13 protein-coding genes are annotated in these 14,159 nt (G+C 69.6%); all 13 read right to left on the reverse strand.

All coding sequences use genetic code 11. From position 1 onward, the window contains the following. Complete coding sequence (locus ACQPY0_RS52750) at positions 1-1,710, reverse strand: ATP-binding protein (RefSeq protein ID WP_432979433.1); 1,710 nt, start codon at positions 1,708-1,710, stop codon at positions 1-3. Next, a complete protein-coding gene (locus ACQPY0_RS52755) occupies positions 1,707-4,193 on the reverse strand; it encodes a hypothetical protein (protein WP_432979436.1) in 2,487 nt (828 codons plus the stop codon). The genes ACQPY0_RS52750 and ACQPY0_RS52755 overlap by 4 nt, the downstream gene beginning before the upstream one ends. Next, complete coding sequence (locus tag ACQPY0_RS52760) at positions 4,186-5,844, reverse strand: Mov34/MPN/PAD-1 family protein (RefSeq protein ID WP_432979439.1); 1,659 nt, start codon at positions 5,842-5,844, stop codon at positions 4,186-4,188. The genes ACQPY0_RS52755 and ACQPY0_RS52760 overlap by 8 nt, the downstream gene beginning before the upstream one ends. Further along, positions 5,837-6,169: a hypothetical protein gene (locus tag ACQPY0_RS52765; protein WP_432979442.1), complete on the reverse strand. Its 333-nt coding sequence runs from the start codon at positions 6,167-6,169 to the stop codon at positions 5,837-5,839. Before ACQPY0_RS52765 ends, ACQPY0_RS52760 begins: the two co-directional genes overlap by 8 nt. Before the next feature lie 17 nt (positions 6,170-6,186). Continuing rightward, the gene (locus ACQPY0_RS52770; protein ID WP_432979445.1) at positions 6,187-6,789 is read right to left on the reverse strand and encodes a hypothetical protein; all 603 of its coding nucleotides are present in this window, start codon (positions 6,787-6,789) and stop codon (positions 6,187-6,189) included. A gap of 3 nt (positions 6,790-6,792) precedes the next feature. Then, the gene (locus ACQPY0_RS52775; protein WP_432995789.1) at positions 6,793-7,311 is read right to left on the reverse strand and encodes a ubiquitin-conjugating enzyme E2; all 519 of its coding nucleotides are present in this window, start codon (positions 7,309-7,311) and stop codon (positions 6,793-6,795) included. A gap of 16 nt (positions 7,312-7,327) precedes the next feature. Continuing rightward, complete coding sequence (locus ACQPY0_RS52780) at positions 7,328-8,482, reverse strand: HesA/MoeB/ThiF family protein (RefSeq protein ID WP_432979448.1); 1,155 nt, start codon at positions 8,480-8,482, stop codon at positions 7,328-7,330. After that, positions 8,479-9,033: a hypothetical protein gene (locus tag ACQPY0_RS52785; RefSeq protein ID WP_432979451.1), complete on the reverse strand. Its 555-nt coding sequence runs from the start codon at positions 9,031-9,033 to the stop codon at positions 8,479-8,481. Before ACQPY0_RS52785 ends, ACQPY0_RS52780 begins: the two co-directional genes overlap by 4 nt. Positions 9,034-9,107: 74 nt before the next feature. Continuing rightward, positions 9,108-10,730, reverse strand: a complete 1,623-nt coding sequence (locus ACQPY0_RS52790; RefSeq protein ID WP_432979454.1) for a trypsin-like peptidase domain-containing protein — start codon at positions 10,728-10,730, stop codon at positions 9,108-9,110. Positions 10,731-10,737: 7 nt separating this feature from the next. Then, positions 10,738-11,043: a trypco2 family protein gene (locus ACQPY0_RS52795; RefSeq protein ID WP_432979457.1), complete on the reverse strand. Its 306-nt coding sequence runs from the start codon at positions 11,041-11,043 to the stop codon at positions 10,738-10,740. 302 nt (positions 11,044-11,345) lie between these two features. Beyond that, entirely contained in the window at positions 11,346-11,957 is a 612-nt protein-coding gene (locus ACQPY0_RS52800) for a hypothetical protein (RefSeq protein WP_432979460.1), read from the reverse strand. 35 nt (positions 11,958-11,992) lie between these two features. Next, positions 11,993-12,541 carry a hypothetical protein gene (locus ACQPY0_RS52805; protein ID WP_432979463.1) on the reverse strand — a complete coding sequence of 183 codons (549 nt, stop codon included), beginning with the start codon at positions 12,539-12,541 and terminating at the stop codon, positions 11,993-11,995. Next, positions 12,520-14,052 carry an MFS transporter gene (locus ACQPY0_RS52810; protein WP_432979466.1) on the reverse strand — a complete coding sequence of 511 codons (1,533 nt, stop codon included), beginning with the start codon at positions 14,050-14,052 and terminating at the stop codon, positions 12,520-12,522. The genes ACQPY0_RS52805 and ACQPY0_RS52810 overlap by 22 nt, the downstream gene beginning before the upstream one ends. Positions 14,053-14,159: the final 107 nt, after the last annotated feature.

The raw sequence follows: 14,159 nt of genomic DNA on the forward strand, positions 1-14,159 counted from the left end.
TCAGGACCGCCGGCGGAACTGGCGCAAGTTGCTCAGGTCCTGGTTCATCGGCTCCGTCCACGCCTCGGGCGGAATGCCGCGCCACGCCCCGTTGCGTCCATGCTCCGAGACCTCCGCGATTCCGCCGATGTATGGAGCGTAGAGTCGCTCCAACTCGGCCGCCATGTCGTCATTACCGAACGTGCGCAGGGCGTTCAGCGACTGCCGTACCCACTCACGGACATGGACGGGACGACGGTAGTGCGCCAGCGCCGAGACGAGACCCTCCTGCGTCAGGTGGGGCGCTTCGGCACCTGCTGAACGCGCGTCGATCAGATCGTCGGTGGCCCGCGAGACGAGCTTCTGCAGGTCTCCTGGCGTCAGGCCGTGTGACATGCGACCCAGCTCTTGCAGATCGATGTCCGGCGACCGGTACTGCGACGCCATCCGAGCAAGGTGGATCTGCAGGATCTCGCGGCGCGCCGCCTCGTCGGGAAGCTCCACCGGGATGAGGCGGTCGAAGCGGCGGATCAACGCGAGATCGACGGCCCAGACCCGGTTTGTGCAACCGAAGAAGATGACCGCCGCACCCCGCTCACGAACCCGATCGAGCTGCTGGAGGAAGTGACCGGTCAGTGCTGCCCGCCATGCCTCTCCCCGCTCCCGCGTGCCGCCTACGGCATCGACCTCGTCGCAGAACACAATTGACGGCTGGGCGTCCAACGCCTGGTCGAACACCTCGGTCAGCTTGCGCTCACCGTCGCCGGAGTAGTGGCCGAAGACCTCGTCCATCTTCAGCCTGAAGATGGGAAGGTCGCGATGATGGCGAGCACGATATTCGCCGCTGAACGCCCGCACGACGTACGTCTTGCCACACCCGGATGGTCCGAACAGGAGCAGCGACCGCATGGGCGACTGGCCGAACTCGGCGAGCTTGGTGCGGGTCGCCTCAGGGTCCGCGTCTGCCAGATAGACCTCGAACAGCCGCCGCAGGCCGCTCATGAAGCTGTTCGGGTTGTCGATCCCGCCCAGGCTGGCGAACCGGGGTTCGCTGTTCAGCTCGGGTGAGCTGGTCGGCAAGGCGGCGATGTCCGCATCGGAGATCTCGGAGGGAAGCCGTGGGTGGTCGGGGACGAGCCGCCGTAGCTGGCGCAGTTCCTTGAGCGCCCCCTCCGCATCGCCCGCGCGCTGCCGGCAGAAGGCTCGGGTGGCGACGACCTCGCCGATGAGCTCGTCCCGGATCGGGCTCGGAAGAGCGGAGACGCTCACGACCGTCTCAAGCCGGTCGCACAGCGCGATCGACGTCGGCCCATCGGTGGGGCTCGGACCGCTCTCGGCCCCGGCGAGGAGGAGCGCCAGTGATTGCGAGAGGCCGTCGATGACCTGCTCGCGCTGCGAGCTGCGCGCGACCGCGGTCAGGAAGAACTCCACTGCCCGCTCGTGCTGACCGCGCAAGGCGGCCACCTGCCCTCTGAGCGCGTTGAGGTCCGAGCCACCGCCGAACCGGGTCAGCGCCCGGTCCAGGTGTTTCTCAAGATCGGTCAGGACATCGTCGCCGGCGGATGCGGGATCGCGCAGGACCGACCACGCCCATGCGTAGTAGGGCTCCCACCCTTCCGCATCGCTGTCGACGGCGACCTTGAACCACTGCCTCGCCTCGTCGAGGGCAGCACCGTCGAGTGCCGCGATGCCCTTGTCGTAGGCGACTCTCCAGTCGTCGTCCTCGCTCATTGTGACCATGTCCTCGGGTGTCTCGACGGCCAGACGGCGAATCGACTCGAGCGGCTACCGCTCGAGGTGGCCTCGACAATCAGGCCGTGGTGTTCATCGATGTCATCCATCGCGTGGGGTAGCCGGGCCCCGGCGGCGATCTCGAAGAGTCGCTGTCCGGCGCGGGGAAGCCTGCCCACGACGTATCGGTCGCAACGCCAGGCCAGTGCCAGTGCCCGTGCGTCGGGCGCCTCGGCGCCCAGCACCAGCGCTGCCGATCGCGCCTCGGCCGTGGCGATCCACTCAGCGACCACGGGCCACGTGTCGCCCAGCCCACCCTGCACGATGACGCAGAGGGGCCGGCGCGCCTTGCCCTGGTCGACGACGCCGTGGGACACCCACGGAGAGGTCGCGTCCTTTCCCTCCTCGGTGTCCGCGACCGGCGCGCGACGGGGCCGGTCGCTGCGGTCGGCGGCCTCGACCGCCGCGATGAGATCCGCTACGTCCGCCGGGTCCGGACGCAGTTGCACCGCCAGGTCCATATCTGTCTCGGCGCCCGCGGACTTCGTGTCCGGCTCGGTCGGCGCTTTGGCAGCCGGCGCCTCCTCGGCCGGCGGCTCCGCCGACAAGGCGCGCACGAGCGAGCCGAGCATGACGGCCAGCCGAATGGTCGCCTCGAGCCTCGGTCCGGCGGTGTCGATCAGCACCGGCGCGTGCGGAACCGCTCCCTCGTGCCATCGGATCGACAGCGCCCGGCCGATCGTCGATGCCGCGGCGACGGTGTGGTTGAGCAGCAACGCCGCTCGCCGCAGATCGCCGGCGCGCTGAAACGGAAGGTCGGCGGCGGCGTCCACGACGGCGGCGGCCGCCGTCGCCGACGCGGTGAGGCTACGGTTGGCCAGCAGACTCTGCCAACCGGGCCGCGTGTGGGCCGCCTCCAGCAGATCGGTGACGCAAGCGGTCGCCGCCGGGTCGGTGCACTCGGGCAGCGAAGCGACGAGCTCGTCGCGGACCGCCTGGCGAACGTGCGGCACAGCCACCAGCTCACTCGCCCAGGCACCATGGTCGTCACCCGGCCGCCCGGCGGCGGTGAGTCGGTGCCATCCTCGATATGCGTTGCCGCTGTCCTCGTCATCGCCCGACTCGGCGAGGTGGATGACCGTCCAGCCCTCCATGGCGAGTTCCTCCCCGATCTGACGCATCGCGGTGGCTGTCGCCAGATGGCCCAGCAACATCACCCCACCGCCCGGCGCCACGTCGAAGGTCGCGACAGTCCCGCTGGTGAGGAAGCCGGCGGGGATCGACGACGGGCGCGCGGCCGATGCTGCCGGTTCCGCGGACGCGGGCGCCGATCCGTCCCGCTCCCGGGGTGGCGGCGACGACCAGTGCAGGCCGCTGCGGGCGCGCGGTCGCGGGGGCCTGGCGAGGACGCCCGGCGCGCGCGGGGCGGGTCCGGGGACGTTCCACGCCTGGGGCCGGGGCGGTTCCGGCACCTTCAGGGTCGGCAGGAACCATCCGCTGAGCTGACCGAGGTACCGGCGCTGACGCTCCAGCGTCCCCGGCACACCACGGGCTTCGCACCGCCGAAGGGTGTCCTCGAAGCCGCCGAAGGCACCCTCGATCTGATGCTCCAGGAGCCAGGTGCCGAGTCGGCTGCCCGGCGGATGGTCCAGGCGGTCCGGGACGTCCGGACTACCGGGATGCTCGCTCTCCCCGAGCCGGCGCAGGTGCTCACGAGCGACGTCGACATACTGGGAGCTGATGACTCTCCTGGTGTCCATGCCGGCGGCGAGCCAGAAGCAGGCCCAGGCGTTGGCCGCATCGCCGAGGCGCAGCAGCGACCGGCCGCACCAGACGAGCTCCTCGCCGTAGCGGTGCAACCACGCGGCCATCGGCCTCGCCGCGACTGTGACGAGCAGGTGTTCCACCAGCAGGTGGTGTTCGTCCAGGTCGTACCAGGCGCGCGCGAAGTGGGAGTCGAGCCCGGTCCGGCCGCGGACCAGCAAGGTGGCGACGTCTTCCGCTCTCCACGGGCCTCGGTACGAGGCCGGGTTGTCGCGGCGGCGGAGGCGAAAGGTGGCAGCCACGCGCGCCTGCTTGAGATCGGCGGCCTCCGATGCCAGGTTGACCTGGACCGGCGCCGACGGGCGCGGCGGCTTGGTCCAGCCGTCGATCCTCGCACTCAGCGCCGCGATGCCGGAGATGACCTTCCAGTTCACGCGCGATCCGGCGAGCAGCAGCTCCCGGGCCCGTTCGACGCAGGCCCTCGCGACCGCGGGCTGGCCCGCGTCCAACCAGGCTTCCGCGACCCGGCCCCACCAGTCGACCCGCTGCGGCTTGCGTGCTCGCTGGAGGACGAGGGTCAGCGCGGCCGGCGGCACCGGATCGTCACCCGAGGAGGACTCGATCGCGGTGTCGGGCGGAAGCCGCACGGATCGTACGAACTCCCGTGCGACGTCGGCGACGCTGACGTCCGCGACGAGGTTCACCGGAGGGTCAGACACGGTACAGGACCCCCTCGGCGAAGGCGTAGACCCGGCCCAGCCCGTCGCCGCAGAATCCGGTGATCGGGCTCGAACTCTCCATCCCGCGGTTGCGAACCAGGTGGAGTTCGAGATCCAGGGAGTGCAGGTCGAACCGTCCGAGCTGACCGAGGTCGCCGTCGTCGAAGAGCACGAACACTGACGAGCCGCACCGCGCGGCGTGGGTGGGGCGCCATTCGTTCCACGGCGTGGGCAGCCTCTGCTCGACGGCGCAGTTCCAGCCCGATCCGCGGTATTGCCACAGCTGCAGCCGGTCGCCGTCCCTGCCGACGAGCGCCGCCGCGGTGGCCGCCTTCGGCCCGCGGTCATCGAGGAGTGCGCAGTCCTGCGCCGGCAGGACCCCGGCCACTACCGGTCCGAAGGTGACTGTCTTGTCCATACGCGTCAGGGGCACCTGGTACCACGATGCATCCGTCAGCAGCCACAGTGCGTCAGGGCGCACCATGAACTGCCTGACCTCTCCGGTGATCCCGTGCAGGACGACGTGTTGTACCGCATTCAACTCCACGTCCTCGTCGGATTCTCCGTCACCCTCCGTGGAGAACCTGACGATCTGGTTCTGCGCCGTGAGCGCCCACAACGCGCCATCCTCCGAGTGCGCCAGCAGGCGCGGCGCCGGGGTGAACGTCAGCGTCCAGATCTGCGCGTCCGAGGTCCGCGTGCGGATGACATGGCTCGAGCCCGGGAGGTAGGCGTAGCAAATGTGGCCGTGCACCTGAATCCGCCGCTGGATCCAGCCGCCGACAAGTCGTCGGGACATCGCGCGGTCGAACGACCGCGCCAGGCGCAGACGGTCGGACAGACTGCTGAGCTCATCGACGGCAGCCGGATCCTTCGCCGCCGCCTGGGCGGCCTGGACCAGAAATCGCACGGTATCCAGGCCGCCGTCGGCCGGCATCGGGCGATCTTCCGGTATCGCACCGAGCAGCCGGCCGCCGGGAGGGACACCAAGAGACCGCAGGAGCGCTGGAAGGTCGAGCGCCGGCCCCCAGGGATCGTCCTCGCTCAGGCCCGCCGCATCGAGGTAGTCGGTGTGACGATCGAGGTCGCCCAGCTTGTAGGCCATGTCGACGACGTAGCCGTTGATCTCCTCCAACTCGCCGTCGACCAGGCGCCAGAATCCGGCCGGCCGCGCCCACGGCTCCACCCCGATGACGCAGGAGACGTGCCAGGGCTGGCCGAAGTGGTCGCGGTGCAGGATGTTGTCGTGTACTGACATGAAGGGCCGGCCGGACACATGCGAGTGGTACCAGCCCACCACATACTCGTCCACGTGCCCCGGGATGCTGTCCAGACGCTCCAGGATCGCCCGGGTGGACAACTCGTCGAACTCGAAATGGGCGGCTCCGCGGCTGCGGCTCGGAACCGGTAGATGTTCGCGAACCACCACCGCGAGCTGATCGCCGCGCTGGTAATGCCGTCCGATGAGCACCCCGCCGACCTCGTTTCGAGGATCGAGCGCGGCGTGCCGCTTCATCCCGTTGAGGGCGTCGTCGTGCAGGTACAGCCGGAAGGGCGAGTCCTGCTCCGCCAACAAGGCCAGGTCGGCCGGGCGGTGCTGAGGCAGGTCGCGCCGTTGCGCCTCGATCGGAAAATCGAGGTCGTCAAGCACTGTCGCGCCCCGGTGCGGACCGCGCGAACGGCTTCCGGCCGGCCCGCGCCTGATGGGTCACGACGAGCGTGTCGTTGGGCGAGACACCGGTCCGGGCCAGTGTCTCCGCCTCGGCGAGGTACCGGTTGCCTTCCTTCCACATGAGACGGTAAGGCACCCGCTGCCCGGAGTCGTCCTGCTCGCGGAAGGGGAGTTCGGGCGCGGCCACAAGCCGGGCGATCAGCCGCTGGACCACCACGTTGACGGGCAGGCGGATGTTCCACTGCTCGGTGCCCATCGTGGTCGCCAGCCTGATCGGAATGCTCCCCTGGTCATCTGTCGTCATGCTCGACCTCTCGGTTCCTAACCAACCTCGGAACTGACAACCAACTCTGGTTCCCGCTCGACCTCGGGCTCCGGTCCGGTCCCCGCGCTGATGCCGGCGGGCAGCACGTTGACACCCAGATCGAAGTCGAGGTCGGTGTCCGCATCCACCAGCAGAGCCTCGCTGCCCACCTTGGTCATGGATGCCATGGCGCTGGTGTACAAAGCCGCCGCGGACGGGTTCGTCGCGAGCAGCGCGATCTCGACCCCCGCGAGCGCGCTGTAGCGGCAACTCGCTCGCAACAGGTCGACGAAGGCCTCGATGTGACACTGTGCCGCCGGTATTTCGCCCTGGAGCAGGACACAGTCCTGGACGATGACGAAACGCAGGAGGTAGACCTGCTCGTTCCACTGCGAGATGTATCTGAGCACCGCGTCGGCCTGACCACGGCCGACGTCCCGCTGCAGCAATGTCCGGACGATCACCCAGTGCTTGGTCGTTACGACCTCGATCGTGACCGGGTAGTAGTAGAACTTGATTGGACAGCGGTACTTCACCACCACTCGACTGCTGTCAATGACGTGATACGTCCAGCCGATGCGCTCGAAGTAGCTGGCGATGGTCCGGCTGTCCAGCGACATGGGTCATGCCCTCTCGGCCGAGGAGTCGAGCTTCGACTCGACGACGACCTCGAAGTCGGCGTCGAACACGGGAGTCGGATCGACGGGGATGGCCGCGTCGTCGATGGCCAGCTGCGCGACGAGCCACAGCGCCGCGTCCCGATCGAGGGGGTCGTAGATGTTGAACTGCTTGTACTGCACCAACTCGCAGAGGCCGACGCAGAGCTCGGCCAGCGAATGCCCGGGAAACCAGATGTCGCCGGTGCAGGCGTGCGATGCCTTGATGTTGGGATGGAAGATTGGTGTCCGCCACACGATCGTCGGCGGTACCAGCGGAAACATCTCGTCCAGATCGAGATCGAACTGGTGGAACGAGATCGGGCCGATCTGACCGCCGACGTGCGCCAGGCCGCCACATCGCAAGGTCACGCGGTAGCTGGTCGGCGGCACACCCTGGCACGTGAACGAGATGAGCGAACTGGCCTCGACCAGACGCTGCATGTCGCGGTATTCACCGTCCAGCCTGCGGTCGCGCGGCAACATCGTCACGGCATGCCTCCTATGTCCCCCACTGGGTGCCGGCACCGCCGGCCAACTCGAAGGTGACCTGTCTGCTGACGGCCTGGGCCTGCAGCCGGCTCAGCGCGGCGAGACCGGACTCCCGCGGGCTGGTCGTGGCCCAAGGCTCCTGGCCGTTCACGTGCCGGACGACCGTCGGCACGACCTCGCTGCCGCAGGTCTGGCAGGTGATCGGCGCGTCCTCGACATGCACGCGGACGCCGCTGTCCCTGGCCCCGCAGTCGCTGCAACTCCAGCCGCACAGCAACCGGACCGGCAGCTGCAGCACGACGTCCGCCTCGGCCAGCACCGTCCGCCAGTGCTCCACGATCGCCGCCCAGCTCATCTCCCAGCTCAGCGACGCACTGTCGAGCGTGGTGGGTGGACCCGGGTGCAGCGGGCAGTTGGCGTCGCGGGTGAGCTCCGTGCGCCAGAAGCGGTCGTCGGCCGTGTCGACCCGCAACTCGTGGCCCAGGGAGATCGTCATGGTGTGCTCGCCCTGATGGATGAGCTTGACGGCCTGCTGAACCATCAGCGCCCCGATGATCGAGCTGAGCGTGGGGGTCGTCGCCACGCCTCCGTGCTCGTCGGCGCGGCGCTGGTAGGCGAGGCAGGACCGCCGCAGTGTGAGGTCTTGCAGGTCGGCGCTGGTCAGGCCACACACGTAGCAGGGCGCCTCCGGGTCCGACGCGAAGACCTGGACCGACCCCTCCCACGTGGACAAACCGCCGTCGATGAAAACGCGGCCGGTCTGCCCGGCGAGCTGGCTCAACGCGATCCGGCCCACGACGTTGTCGAGGCAGCCGAACACGACGTCCGACCGAGCGACCATCCCCGCGCTGAGGACGGCCCGAAGGTCACCGGTCAGAGCGGTCACATCGCAGTCCGGATTCATCCCCGCAGCCCGCTCCGCCACGACCTCGGCCTTCGGACGCCCCACATCGTCAGACCGGAACAGCGCGGAGCGGGAAAGGTTGGACTCCTCGATGTGGTCCCGGTCGACCACGACGATGGAGCCCCAGCCGAGCAGCAGAAGGTTCTTGACAACCTCGTTGCCCAGCGCACCCGCCCCGGCGACGATCGCTCGCGCGCCGGCGACACGGTCCGCGTCCCACCACCCGATCATGCGCAGCCGCGCATAGCGCTCGGCGGTCATTCCCATGGCTCCGGCTCGACCGGCCCGGGCGAGAAGTTGCAGCTGCGCGAGTAGCAACGCCGGTCGGCGAGGTAGTGCCAGCAGTCGTCGTGGTAGACGCCGCCGCACAGGGGACAGGCGACGACAGCGGTACCCGCGCCGAGCGGGGTGTGGCATTGGGAGCAACGGGTATCGACAAGCCGGCTTCCGGCAGCCACGTGCGTGCGGCGCACCTCGTGGAACCCCACCCTGTGCCCCGCGAACTCCAAGCGGTCCCCGTGGTGCAGCGCGGCGAGGGCGACCACCGGCAGCCCGTTTCGCAACACTCGGATTCGCACGGGCACGGCCAGCGAGGCTCCTGACTCGGCCCGGGCCAGCCAGATACCACTTTCGTCCTCGTCGGGCGGGCTGTCCTGCGGCATCGTGAGGGCATGGCTCGGCAGGAAACTGTGTTGTCCGCGCGGCGGAAAAGCGACGCGCCAGTCACCGAAGTCAAGGCACGGCAGCGGGTCCGCATCGGCCAGAGTCACCGAGCCACCCCGCCTCGAAGGCAAACCGAGTGCAACGATCACCTCGGAAATCTCATTGGGAATTGATCGCGATGCTACCCAGCTTCTTAGCCGGTACGTATCCGATGATCGTTGACTTAATGCTGCCCATTGAGTTCTGGACCGAGCCAGCCACTCCACCAGGTTCGCCGGTCACGGCTGACGCTCAGGTCACCTTTCCAGCGGCGGTCCTCATTGTCGTATATTCGGCGGTAAATTCGGATGCGGCCCGAATGGCGGCGGACCTGAATGACCTGGTAGGACCCGGCGACGTCGGTGCGCGCTCCCACCAACCCGAGTGCGCCGAACCAGCTGACCGACGCCTGCGGGCCCCCGTGGACAACACAGTCGAGCATCGAGCCGAGCCGCTGGAGGAGGAGGCCGTCCTCCGCCGGACCGAGAGCCGGGCTCGGAGCGTCGTGCACGACGCCGAGCGTGAGCCAGCCGGACTTTCGGCGGGCCGCGATGTGCTCGGCGAACCATTCGACCTGCGCTGCCCCGATGTACCCCCGGGCGGGGGCGGCACAGTCTCGCCGCAGCGCGGAGTTGAACCCGGCCACCACGACCTCGTTCGACGGGTCCTCCAGGAGGATCCAGGGCGCACCGTCGGCAAACCGGAATGGCTGCGGACGGTCGCCGTAGAAGTCGTCCATGGCCTTGTCCACGTTCGTGGAGTCCGGCCAGCCCGGGCACCCGATCGAGTTGCTCGCATGCCGGGCACCGGCGTTGTGCGCCGCCCAGAATCCTTCCCCGACGTCGTCGTGACCGGGAAGCAGCACGAACCGGTCACGGCCCAGGTCGAGGGCGTCCCCGAGTTTCGAAAGGAACGACAGGGCCTCGGAGAACTCCGACCACGAGCCGGTCCGCGTCAGCCCGGCGGGCGCCACGATCAGGTCGGGTTCCACGCCGGATCTGTGCAGCTCCCTCGTGAGATCCGCTACCAGACCCTCGTGGTAGCGCGCTCGATCGCGGGGGTCCGGGAGGTCGGGCACCACGCGGGACAGCTGGATGATCGTAAAGGTGTCGGCAACGGGCGGCTCCTTCTTGGTGAACCCGAGCGCGCGGCGCCACTGATCGGCGAGCGGATCGGCCAGGCGATCGACGAAGGACAGGGGCGTGACTGTCAGCACCGAGGCACCCAGGCTCGTCTCCTGCATGGCTACCACGCCGACAACCTCGTCCTTGCAGACGACGCCCGCGCCGGACATGCCCGACCATGGGTTGGCCTGCCCCTCCCGCACGGGCGGCGGGGAATCGACATTGAGCGTCAGCCATCCTTGGAACATCCCGTCGCCGGCCTTGAAGTGACCGTCAGCCTGCCGGGTGTCCCGGATCCGATTGCCCTTCACGATCCAGTCTTTGAAACGCGGAAAACCGACCGCCGACGCCGCCTTCCTGGACGCCTCCCAGGCCGTCAGATCGAGCCGCTTGAAGACGGCCGGCGGTAGGTCGTCGCCGCCGTGGTCGAGGCGGAGCAGCGCGAGGTCGGCGACCTCGATCTCCCCCATCAGGTGAATGCTCGCCGACGTTTCGATCTTCGGATCGCCGCTGCGCTTCCCCAGCATCCGGACGACGATCTCGCCCTCCCCAGCCACCACATGGGCAGCGGTGAGCACGAGACCGTCGCCGACCAGGAAACCGGATCCGAGGCTCCAGCGGGGGTGCGCCGATGGACCGCGATCCAGCATGACCTCGACCGCCCGCTCGCGCTGCGTGACCACGCTCGACCTAGCCCGGCTTCGCCGCCAGCTGCGAGTTCACCAGAATCCGCTCACCGTCCGGGCCGACCGGCGCTCCGAGCTCGACCCGGATGGTCTGGACCGTCTCCTTCGCGTACTTCGTGGTGCCACCCAGTTGGAGCACCCACAGCCGTACTCCGCCGTTGGCGCCGCCGTCCTTGGTCACGCCGACCTGAAACTCGATCGTCACCGCGCCCACCGGAAACTGTACGGACTCATTTGCCGCCTGGGCGACAGCGTCCGCGAGTTCCGCGCGCACCTTGGCAATCGCTTCCACCAAGCCGATCTCGGACAATGATCCTCCTCGCCACAAGGGCATCCGCATGGCCCGCTACGGTGACCCGCCCGCCGTGGCCGGCAACGCCGGCAAGGTGAAGTTGTGCCGTGCCGTCCTGCGGCCGGGTCATGGCGATCATTGTGCCGCAGCACGACCACTGGCGACATCAATGATTCGGCGCGACTGGTTATCCCGGAAAGCCATCCTCCGCATGTCGGGAAACCCACCGATTTGGCGGATACTGCCGATGTCATTCGGCATTTTGCCCACCGGGCGGTTGCTGGCGAGATTCAAGCAAATCATCGCCAGCAACCAAAGGGTCAAGCGGCGGCGCGGGTGACCGGCAGCCCGTCGCGGACGCGTTCGCGAAGTGCTTCGAAATCGACCTCGTCGCCCTTGAGGACCTCGTTCACCAGCAGGTCGCGCAGCGGGAGCGACGGGTTCGGGTCCTCGGTCTCCAGCTCGCAGTAGGACGGGGCGACCAGGCGGCCGGAGATCGTGCCCTCCACCAGGTCCGGCTCGAACTCGGCGTCGAGCAGGACCGCCCGCGTGCGCAGGTCGCCGCCCAGCATGACCAGCTTGTCGGTCATCTCGCCGGCGAAGACGCCGACCTCGGTGTCGCCCAGGACGAGCAGCTTCGGGTCGCACCAGAGGAAGACGTCGCGGGCGCGCAGGTTGCCCAGCACCACCAGCGCGGCCGCGCCGTCGTCCTCGTCGTAGACGTTGCCCTCGACGGTCAGGTCGCCGTCGATGATGTAGCCGGTGGCGTCGTGCGGGACCTCGCCGGTGAGGCGGAAGTCGCCGGCGACCGTGGTGTCGCCGCTGATCAGGGCGTACCCCTCGTTGTACAGGTTCTCGTAGAACGACTCGGGCAGCCCGCGCTCGCGGAACACCGCCACGGCCTCGTCCCAGTCCACGTATCGACTGTGCATGCGCGCAAGGTACCAAGTGGATCTCCACCGCGTGCTCAACGCCCGCGGGACAGGCCGTGGAAGGCGATCGTCTCGCCCCCGGCGCGGACATGGGTGGCGTCGGCGAAGCCGATCTCCTCGCGCCGGGCCAGGCGGGCGATGCAGTCGCGGGCCTCGCGGGCCAGCGGGCCGGTGGTGCGCAGGCGATAGCAGACCTCGTCGTAGCTGTCGTCGACCGCGTGCCCGTACAGGGCGTGCCGCCCGTCCGGCGCCACCGCCGCCTCGAAGGGCGGGCGGTGGTCCAGCACGTCCTGAATCGCGCCCAGGGCGACGCCGGCGGGCAGCAGCAGACCGGCGAAGACCCCGGCGAGGACGGCCAGGACGCGCGCGCCGGTGCCGCCGCCGAGGGCGCGCCAGGCGCCCCAGGCGAGCAGCGCCAGGCCGGCGGCGAGGCACGCCGAGGTCCACCACAGCCGGGTGAGCGGGGTGAGCAGCATGAGGTGCTGCGGCAGGGCGTGCGCCTGCGTCCAGGCGGCGGCGACGAGCACCGGCAGACCGCCGCCGGCCGCGAGCAGGGTCCGGGTCAGGAGCCGGGAGCGATCCACGCCGGCGATTTTGGCGCCGCCGCGGCCGCCGTGTCGACCCCGGTAGTGGAGCGGGCCCGGAAGGCGAGCACCAGCAGTACCGCACCCAGGAACGCGGCGACGGCCGCGCTCGCCGCCGTCACGTGCATGGCGGCGATGAACGCGTCGTTGGCCGCCTTGGTCAGGTCCGGGCGGTGCAGGGCGTCGGCGACCGCGCGGGTGTGCTCGGCCGACGGGGCGGCGGCGTCGCGGGCCGCGGGCGGCAGGCCGGCCAGGGCGGGGGCGATGCGGTCGCGGTACGCCGTGGTGAGGATCGTGCCCAGCAGCGCGATGCCGAGCACGCTGCCGACCTGCCGGACGGTGTTGTTCACCGCCGACCCGGCGCCCATGCGGTCCGGCGGCAGCACGGCGATGACGGCGGCCACGGTCGGGGCGATCGTCAAGCCCATCGCGATACCGCTCACGCCGCCGAGCGTGCAGAACCACACCAGCGAGGTGTCCACGTCGAAGGCGAGGTTGGCCAGGAACGCGGCCGCGACGACGAGCAGGCCGGTGCCGCTGACCGCCGCCACGCCGAAGCGCCGGGCCAGCCGGGCGCCGAGGCCGGAGCCGATCGCCACGCCGAGCGCGCCGGGCAGGAACGCGAGGCCGGTGTCGAGCGCGCTCATGCCACGGGCGCCCTGCAGGTAGAAATTGCCGAAGAACATCTGGCCGGTGATGGCGAAGAACAGCGCGGCGAGGGCGATGTTGCCGGCGCTGAACCGCCTGTCGCGGAACAGCCGCGGGTCGAACGACGGCTCCGGGGTGCGCCACTCGTAGACGCCGAACAGCGCCAGCAGCGCGAGGCCGAGCACGACCGGGCCCCACACGTTCCACCGGGCCCAGTCGGTGTCCTGGCCGGCCTCGATGAGGCCGTAGGCGAGCGCGGCCAGGCCGGCCGTGGACAGCAGCAGGCCGCCGGGGTCGGGGCGGCGCCGCTGCGCGAGCCTCGGATTCGGTACCACCAGTGCCACCCCCAGCAGCGCCAGCCCCACGACCGGCAGGTTCACCAGGAACACCGATCCCCACCAGAAGTGGTCCACGAGCACTCCACCGAGCAGCGGCCCCAGCGCGACCCCGACGCCGCTGGAGGCCGACCAGGCCGCGATCGCACCGGCGCGCCGCTCGGGCGGGAACGTGGCGCCGATGATCGCCATCGACGTCGGCATCATCATCGCCCCGCCCAGGCCCATCAGGCCCCGGGCGAGGATCAGCCCGGTGGCGTCGCCGGCCCAGGCGGCCCAGACCGAGGCGGCGCCGAAGCAGACCAGGCCGAGCAGCAGGATCGTGCGGTGGCCGTACCGGTCCCCGAGGGCGCCGGCGGCGAACAGGGCGGTGGCGAAGAGCAGCGCGTACGAGCCGACGGCCCACTGCAGCTCGCCCGGGGTGGCGCCGAGGCCGGCGCGCGGGTCCGCGAGACGCTCCAGGGCGATGCCCAGGATCGTCGTGTCGATCCAGATGAGTACCGCGGCGAAGACGAGAACCGACAGCACACGGCGCTGCCGGGGTAGGCTAATTGACAGGTCCCTGACGGTCATGTCGGCCACACTCCCAGCAACGTCAGGTACCTGTCAATAGCTTCCCGGCGCACAATGGTCGA

The sequence above is a fragment of the Dactylosporangium sp. CA-233914 genome, from assembly GCF_050942935.1.
GTDB lineage: Bacteria > Actinomycetota > Actinomycetes > Mycobacteriales > Micromonosporaceae > Dactylosporangium.

What these genes read in the sequence shown, in the direction of transcription:
- ACQPY0_RS52750 (WP_432979433.1), bottom strand. Translation starts at nt 1,710, where the DNA reads ATGAGCGAGGACGACGACTGGAGAGTCGCCTACGACAAGGGCATCGCG.
- ACQPY0_RS52800 (WP_432979460.1), bottom strand. Translation starts at nt 11,957, where the DNA reads ATGCACAGTCGATACGTGGACTGGGACGAGGCCGTGGCGGTGTTCCGC.
- ACQPY0_RS52770 (WP_432979445.1), bottom strand. Translation starts at nt 6,789, where the DNA reads ATGTCGCTGGACAGCCGGACCATCGCCAGCTACTTCGAGCGCATCGGC.
- ACQPY0_RS52780 (WP_432979448.1), bottom strand. Translation starts at nt 8,482, where the DNA reads ATGACCGCCGAGCGCTATGCGCGGCTGCGCATGATCGGGTGGTGGGAC.
- ACQPY0_RS52765 (WP_432979442.1), bottom strand. Translation starts at nt 6,169, where the DNA reads ATGACGACAGATGACCAGGGGAGCATTCCGATCAGGCTGGCGACCACG.
- ACQPY0_RS52775 (WP_432995789.1), bottom strand. Translation starts at nt 7,311, where the DNA reads ATGTTGCCGCGCGACCGCAGGCTGGACGGTGAATACCGCGACATGCAG.